This is a genomic window from Brachyspira pilosicoli, from assembly GCF_019402445.1.
Taxonomy (GTDB): domain Bacteria; phylum Spirochaetota; class Brachyspiria; order Brachyspirales; family Brachyspiraceae; genus Brachyspira; species Brachyspira pilosicoli_B.
Genome location: NZ_SRZM01000369.1, coordinates 1 through 7,623 on the forward strand (window position 1 = coordinate 1; position 7,623 = coordinate 7,623).

The following is a 7,623-nucleotide window of genomic DNA, read 5'->3' on the forward strand; positions in this document are numbered from 1 at the left end:
TTATTATATTTACATTATATGTTATTATTAAGTTTAAATAAAGAATATTTTTAGTTGTTTATTTGTTTATAATGTTTAAGCAATCTTGATTTAATAAAGGAGATTTACCTATAATGGGAGCGATGGATTTAGTATTTAAATTAATATTTGGCTCTAAAGAACAAAATGATGCCAAAATATTAAAACCTATAGCAGAGAAAACATTAACATTTGAAGAAGAAATAAAGAAATTAACTAATGAAGAGTTAACTAATAAAACAAAAGAGTTCAGACAAAGAGTAGAGGATTATATAGGCTGTAAGACAGAGGAATTAGATTTATCAAAAGAAGAGAATAAAAAGAAACTTCAAGATATATTAGATGAATTACTTCCAGAGGCATTTGCGGTTGTGCGTGAGGCAAGTTTAAGAACTACGGGCATGAGGCATTTTGATGTGCAGATAATGGGAGGAGCTGTGCTTCATCAAGGAAGAATTGCTGAGATGAAAACGGGTGAAGGTAAGACTCTTGTTGCTACTTTGGCAGTATATCTTAATGCTTTAACAGGGCTTGGTGTGCATGTAGTTACAGTTAACGATTATCTTGCTAAAAGGGACGCTGAATGGATGATGCCTATATACTCTATGCTTGGTATTAGTGTTGGTATACTTGATAATACTAGGCCGCATTCACCAGAGAGAAGAGCTGTTTATAATTGCGATGTTGTTTATGGTACTAATAACGAGTTTGGTTTCGACTATTTAAGAGATAATATGGTTGTGAGAAAAGAAGATAAAGTGCAGAGAAAGTTTTATCATGCCATAGTAGACGAGGTAGACAGTATTTTAATAGACGAAGCAAGAACGCCTCTTATAATATCAGGACCTGCAGAAAAAAATATTAAAATGTATTATGAGATAGATAGAATTATACCTATGCTTAAGCAGGCAGAAACTGATGAGAGAATGAGAGAGGTTGCAGGCACTGGTGATTATGTATTAATAGAAAAAGATAAAAATGTATACCTTACAGAAGAGGGTGTAAAGAAAGTAGAAAAGCTTCTTAATATAGAAAACCTTTACGGAGCTCAAAGCAGTACAATAGTTCACCATGTTAATCAGGCATTAAAGGCTCATAAGGTATTTAAAAGAGATGTTGATTATATGGTTACAGACGGAGAGGTTTTGATTGTAGATGAGTTTACAGGACGTGTTCTTGAAGGAAGACGCTATAGCGATGGACTTCACCAAGCAATAGAGGCCAAAGAAAAAGTTGCTATACAAAATGAATCTCAAACCTATGCAACAATTACTTTCCAAAACTATTTTAGAATGTATCCAAAACTTTCTGGTATGACTGGTACTGCTGAAACAGAGGCAGAAGAGTTTTATAAAATATATAAGCTAGATGTTGCAGTTATTCCTACAAATAAACCTATAGCAAGACAGGATTTATCAGACAGAATATATAGAACAAGAAAGGCAAAATTTGAGGCATTAGCAAAATATATTAAAGAGCTTCAAGATGCAGGAAAGCCAGTACTAGTTGGTACAGTGTCTGTTGAGATGAACGAAGAATTATCCAAAGTATTTAAAAGACATAAAATTACTCACGAAGTACTTAATGCTAAAAACCACTCAAGAGAAGCTCAGATAATAGCACAAGCAGGAGAGCCTGGTGCTGTTACACTTGCTACAAACATGGCAGGTCGTGGTACGGATATTGTTCTTGGAGGTAACCCTATTGCTAAGGGTGTTTCTGAGATAGAGCAAATACTTACAATAATGAGAGATAGGGCATTTAAAGAGAGGGACCCTTACAAAAAAGAAGAGTTAAATCAAAAAATAAAATCTATAGACCTTTATAAAGAAGCTTTTGTAAGATTTGTTATTGCGGGTAAGCTTGATGAGGCTAGAGAGTTAGCTGAAAAAAACAATGCTTTAGAGATGCTTGAGAAGGTAGATAGAATCACACAAATAAATGAAAAGTCTAAGATTGATAAAGAGGCTGTATTAAAGGCTGGCGGTTTGCATGTTATAGGTAGTGAAAGGCATGAGGCTAGACGTATTGACAATCAGCTTCGCGGTAGGAGCGGAAGACAGGGAGACCCTGGTTTAAGTGTATTTTTCTTATCGCTTGAAGATGACTTGATGAGGCTTTTTGGTGGAGAGAGAGTTTCTAGCATGATGCTTGCTATGGGTATGGGTGAAGAAGAAGAGCTTGGACACAAGTGGCTTAACAAATCTATTGAAAATGCTCAGAGAAAAGTTGAGGGCAGAAACTTCGATATAAGAAAGCATTTGCTCGAGTATGATGATGTTATGAATCAACAGCGTATGGCGGTTTATGCTGAGAGGGATTATATACTTTATTCTGATGATATTTCGCCAAGAATAGAAGAGATTATTTCTGATGTAACTGATTCTACAGTTAGAGAGATAGCAGACGGTAAAAAAACTGTTGATCCTATGGAGATAACAAAATGGCTTAACAGTTATTTGATTGGTATAGATGAAGATGCAGCAAACAAAACTGTTGAAGGCGGAGTTGAAAATGCAATAAAAAATCTTACAAACATATTATTAGAAGCATATAGAAAAAAATCTCTCGAAGTAGATGAAAAGATATTCAGAGAAGTAGAGAAAAATATTTTCCTTTCAATTATAGATAATAGATGGAAAGACCATTTATTTGCTATGGACAGTTTAAGAGAGGGTATAGGGCTTAGAGGGTATGCAGAGAAAAACCCTCTTACAGAATATAAACTTGAAGGCTATAAGATGTTTGTAGCTACTATGGATGTTATTCATAATGAGCTTATTAATCTTTTAATGAGAGTGAGAATAATGCCTAATGCATTTAATAACACAGAAAGAGAAAGTGCTTTTGATGGCGGAGTTGAAGAGAAGAGCAGTGCTAGTGCAATGGATAATAACAATCAAAATGCTAAGCCAAAAATAGCACAGGCCCAAGTAAAAATGACAAACAAAATAGGCAGAAACGACCCTTGCCCTTGCGGAAGCGGTAAGAAATATAAGCATTGCCATGGTAAAGACAGTAAAGATAATTAATTTAATTAAAGAAAATTAGAAATAAAAGCGTATAAAGGAAATAATCTTTTATACGCTTTATATTTATATTTATATTTATATTATTGTTTTTTTATTTTGAACAGAATGTTATTCTTTGATTTAAATATTTTTTATTCTGTATTTCATCAACAAAAGCTATAGCATAATCAGCATAGCTAATACAGCTTTCACCTTTAGAATTAACTAATAATTCGTCATGACCTATATTATATTTTCCTGTTTTCTCTCCCTCAGCTTGAAAATCTGCAGAAGGTGATACATAAGTCCATAAAACATCTTTTTTGCTTTTTAATATATCAAATGCTTTAATAGAACTCACAGCCACCCCCATAAAAATATCTGGAAAATTAGGAGTATCTTTTAATATCATAGTATGTTCTTTATTGACATACAAACTTGCTGCTCCTCCTATCACCATTAATCTAATATTTGTGTTTGCAAGTATGTTACATAAATGCTCCATAACTAATGAATGCTTATCAAGTTCTTTTTCCTCCCATATTCCAAATGCACTCATTACAGTGTCAAATTCTTTCAAATCATCTTTTGTTAAATTAAATAAATCTTTTTCTATAACTTTTACTTTTGAATTATTGATTTTTGTTTTATCTCTTACTATAGCTGTAACATCTAATCCTCTTTCTAATGCCTCATTCATAATTAATTTTCCAGCTCTTCCATTTGCTGCTATTATTGCAATTTTCATTTTTTATTCTCCTTTTTTATATAAAATATTTTTCTTTAATTAAAGAAGTTGTAATAGCTATTATTACAATTATAATAACATATTTTAGTTGTAATGTCAAGTATTACAACTAAAATTATTTGTTTTTTATATATTTTAATACTTTGGATATATCATCATCTATGCATATAGAACGTTCTTTTAAATCTGGAACAGATAAAACATTTTTTAAATTAATAGAGGCATAAATTGAGTTTTTATTTTTTAAAGCCATTCTCCAAAAAGAATATTTTATTATAGCAGGAGTATTAAATCCTACACCCAATTCCAAAAACAAAATATTTTTATCTTTAGATTCATTCAAGAAAGATTGATATTTATCTTTAGCTTTATACCAATTTTTATCTTGAACAAATGTATCATCGGTTCTTAGATTCATTGACATATTAGCTCCGCAATAAGGACATTTAGGTATAAGTTCAGAAGGTATTTTCATTTCTTTTCTGTGTTTTATCATTTCTCTTATATATTTTTCATTGTAGAAAGTTTCCTGCCTGCATGGTATAGAGCATTGAAAAAGAGAAAAATCTCCCTGAACTTTAAATAGTCTATCTTTATCAAAATCAGCTGCTTCAAATCTTCCATCAACATTTGTTGTAATTACAAAATAATTTTTATTTTTTACTATGTCTAAAAGATTTAAATGAGTTTCATCTGCCGGAATATCATATCTATTAATATAAACAAAAAGAGAAAAAAATCCCCAAAAGTCTTCTAAAGTAGGGTAGTTGTAAAAGCCTGCATTATACATGTCTGTTAAGCCGTATTTATCTTTGTATTCCATAAAGTTATCATCAAATCTTTTTCCAGAGTATAAAAAACCTGCAGAGGCAGAAAGTCCGGCACCTGCTCCTATTAATATATAGTCTGATTTTTCTATAGCTAATTTTAATTTTTCTGTTAATTCAATATCATTTAATTGTTCATTCATATTTTTTACCTTCTAATTATTTAAAATATTGTTATAAAGTTTATAATCTAAATCTTTAAATACATTGAATACTATTTTTATATTGTATTCAGTATTCTCTAAAAAATCTCTCACTGCTTTAACTGCTATAGAGCTAGCAAGTTCATTTGGAAACCTAAACTCTCCCGTGGATATTGAACAGAAAGCTATACTTTTTATATTATTGTTTTTAGCTGTTTCTAAACAAGACTTATAACATTTGTATAAAAGCTCTTCATCATTTTTTGAAACTTCATCTTTTATTATGGGGCCTACTGTATGCAAAATATATTTACTAGGAAGATTGAATGCAGGTGTTATGATGCAACCTCCTGTTTTTTCAAGGTTTCCTTTCATAATATCATTGCAATAGAGTCTTAATCTAGTTCCTGATGCACTATGTATTGCATTATCTATGCATTTGTGAAGCGGAACAAAACAACCAAGCATAGCAGAGTTAGCAGCATTTACTATCGTCTCTATTTTTAGAGTTGTTATGTCGCCTTGCCATATATATAAATTATCCTTTATAGGTTTTATATCATCTATACTTGTTATTCTTTTATTTTTAAGTCTATCTTGCAAATATTCATCTTCTATTTTTAAGTATTCTTCGCTTATATTATCTGGGCTTCTTATATTCATTAAACATCTAAAATAATTATATAATTTTTCTTCATCATTTTCTTTTATAGCCTTATTTAAATCTTCATCATAGCTATAATTTTTTTCTTTTATAAGAAAGTCTATTAAAAATAATAGTTTATCCATGAATGCCCCTCTATTGTAATAGTTGTTATTACAATGATATATTGTTTTAATGTAATGTCAAGTATTACAATATTTTTCTTGCATTAATGAAATAAATATATTATAATTTTATTTAAGGATGTTCTTATGAAGATTAGTTCAAGGTTTACAATAGCAATACATACTCTCATTTGTATTCTTTATTTTAAAGATGAGAAAATGACTTCTAATTTTATTTCATGCAGTGTTAATGTTAATCCTGTTATAATAAGAAATATTTTAATACAGTTGCAAAAAGCAAATATCATCACAGTAAAAAGAGGTACTGGCGGCATTTCATTAAATAGAAAAATAGAAAATATTACATTGCTTGATATATTTAATGCTGTAGAAAGTTTAGATGATGACAATCTATTTGGTTTTCATGAAAATCCAAACCAAAAATGCCCAGTTGGAAAAAAAATTACTTCAGCATTACTGCCAAAGCTTGAAATTATTCAAAAGGCTATGGAAGATAAATTAAAAAAAATTACATTAAAAGATATATTTAATGATATAAGAGATTAATTTGTATGATTAATGAAGATATAATAAAATTAAAAAAAGAGTTATTTGAGGGAGAATATTCTGATATATTAAAAGCAATATCTTCTTCAAATACTTTTTTGGCTAAATCAACTATAGAATCTTATTTAAGAGAGTTTAGTGCAGATAATAATAAAAGAAAGCTTAATGCTATAGAGTTATTTGTATCGGAATATTCAAAGCTTCATTATTATGATGATGGGAGTGTGATAAAAGTTATAGATGAATTATTTAAAAATAAAACTATTAACTCTATTAAAAATATCTCTTTCGATACGAATATAAATAATGCTTTACTATATGGGGATTTTGTAAGATTTATTTTTGCTTTATATTTTGGTAAGTATCAAGATGAATTAAATATAATAATAAAATATATTTATGAATCTATATCTGTAATATCGCATAATTTGGTATCTAATTTTGAGAAAGATAAAATGAATACAATAAAATCTTCCTCTGTGTATAGAAATATTTTCGATGTACTTGCTTTATTTTCAGAGATGGCAGGAGATGCTAGAAGCAGGGCAGAGGTTATGCATTATAAAAGTTATATTACTGCTAATGTTATGCAAGACTATAGGGCATTGATTGGACCTGATTTGATAAAAACAGCAATTTGTTTTGAAGAGATTGATGATAATGAAAAGGCAATAAATATATATAAGTCAATAACTAGTGATTTTGAATGCGTACTTTCATCTATTGTGTATGGTAACTATAAAGAAGAAGATAGAGATGAAGATTATATATCTTTAGTATCATTATGGCAGGCTTATGACGGCATTCAGAGAATAGAAAATACTAATGCATATGAAGAGAAAATGGATATAATAGAAAAATCAATACATAAAATTATTTCGTAATTATTTTTTTATTATTATCAGCAAGAGATGAATATATGATTCCAAGTAATATTAAAACTCCGCCTATTATTTGTGCTATATATGGTTTTTCATGAAGTAAAATAATAGCACCAACTGTAGAGAAAAAAGGCACAGAATCATATATTATGCTTGCTTTCATTGCACCTATTTTGGATACTGCTATATTCCAAAATATAAATCCCAAAGCTGAAGGAAATATACCAATATATATAAGCACAATAGCAGAATTAAAGTTTAGAATATGTGCTTGATTGTTAATATATTTAGGAATCATTAATATTGCTAACGGAATAAGCCCTATTGCTACCATGAGATAGAAAAAAGTTGTTTGAGGGAAGTCTTTTGGTTTAACCCTTAATGTTAGAGTATATACTGCAAATAATATTACAGCGAAAATCATATATAAATCGCCTATAGAAAATTTTAATTTGCTAATAACTTCTATGCTTCCTTTAGTGAGTAATATAATAACACCTAAAATAATTATAAATAATCCTTGTTTTTGAGCTTTGCTTAAATGTTTTTTCCATAGAACTCTACTTATCAAAGCGATTATAATAGGGGATAATGTTGCTATCAAAGACATATTAGTGGCATTAGAAGTATGAGCTGCCAAATATACAAAAGTATTAAAAA

7 protein-coding genes are annotated in these 7,623 nt (G+C 29.4%); 3 read left to right on the top strand and 4 right to left on the bottom strand.

Annotation, left to right across the window (positions count from 1 at the left end):
* The first annotated feature begins 113 nt into the window (after positions 1-113).
* Positions 114-3,050, top strand: coding sequence for a preprotein translocase subunit SecA (gene secA, locus E6A48_RS10825; protein ID WP_219710259.1), 2,937 nt, complete (start codon positions 114-116; stop codon positions 3,048-3,050).
* 91 nt (positions 3,051-3,141) lie between these two features.
* Here secA and E6A48_RS10830 read toward each other — a convergent pair whose 3' ends face one another.
* The 3 genes from E6A48_RS10830 to E6A48_RS10840 all read right to left on the bottom strand — a co-directional run bounded on the left by E6A48_RS10830 (position 3,142) and on the right by E6A48_RS10840 (position 5,536).
* Positions 3,142-3,777, bottom strand: coding sequence for an NAD(P)-dependent oxidoreductase (locus E6A48_RS10830; RefSeq protein ID WP_219710261.1), 636 nt, complete (start codon positions 3,775-3,777; stop codon positions 3,142-3,144).
* A 115-nt stretch (positions 3,778-3,892) separates the two neighbouring features.
* Entirely contained in the window at positions 3,893-4,747 is an 855-nt protein-coding gene (locus tag E6A48_RS10835) for an SIR2 family NAD-dependent protein deacylase (protein WP_219710263.1), read from the bottom strand.
* Positions 4,748-4,759: 12 nt separating this feature from the next.
* Positions 4,760-5,536: a protein-ADP-ribose hydrolase gene (locus E6A48_RS10840; RefSeq protein WP_219710265.1), complete on the bottom strand. Its 777-nt coding sequence runs from the start codon at positions 5,534-5,536 to the stop codon at positions 4,760-4,762.
* Positions 5,537-5,662: 126 nt separating this feature from the next.
* Between E6A48_RS10840 and E6A48_RS10845 the strand changes: the two genes are divergently transcribed.
* Together E6A48_RS10845 and E6A48_RS10850 are read left to right on the top strand one after the other, a co-directional pair.
* Entirely contained in the window at positions 5,663-6,082 is a 420-nt protein-coding gene (locus E6A48_RS10845; RefSeq protein WP_219710267.1) for an Rrf2 family transcriptional regulator, read from the top strand.
* A gap of 5 nt (positions 6,083-6,087) precedes the next feature.
* Positions 6,088-6,966 (top strand): hypothetical protein, encoded by an 879-nt coding sequence (locus E6A48_RS10850; protein ID WP_219710269.1) that lies wholly within the window; start codon positions 6,088-6,090, stop codon positions 6,964-6,966.
* Here the strand turns inward: E6A48_RS10850 and E6A48_RS10855 are convergent.
* Positions 6,956-7,623, bottom strand: a 668-nt coding sequence (locus E6A48_RS10855; RefSeq protein WP_219710271.1) for a DMT family transporter, incomplete at its 5' end; no start/stop codon positions are given. The genes E6A48_RS10850 and E6A48_RS10855 overlap by 11 nt on opposite strands.

Excerpts from the sequence above, each read along its gene's own strand:
- E6A48_RS10845 (WP_219710267.1), top strand. The coding sequence starts at position 5,663 with ATGAAGATTAGTTCAAGGTTTACAATAGCAATACATACTCTCATTTGT.
- secA (WP_219710259.1), top strand. The coding sequence starts at position 114 with ATGGGAGCGATGGATTTAGTATTTAAATTAATATTTGGCTCTAAAGAA.
- E6A48_RS10840 (WP_219710265.1), bottom strand. The coding sequence starts at position 5,536 with ATGGATAAACTATTATTTTTAATAGACTTTCTTATAAAAGAAAAAAAT.
- E6A48_RS10835 (WP_219710263.1), bottom strand. The coding sequence starts at position 4,747 with ATGAATGAACAATTAAATGATATTGAATTAACAGAAAAATTAAAATTA.
- E6A48_RS10850 (WP_219710269.1), top strand. The coding sequence starts at position 6,088 with ATGATTAATGAAGATATAATAAAATTAAAAAAAGAGTTATTTGAGGGA.
- E6A48_RS10830 (WP_219710261.1), bottom strand. The coding sequence starts at position 3,777 with ATGAAAATTGCAATAATAGCAGCAAATGGAAGAGCTGGAAAATTAATT.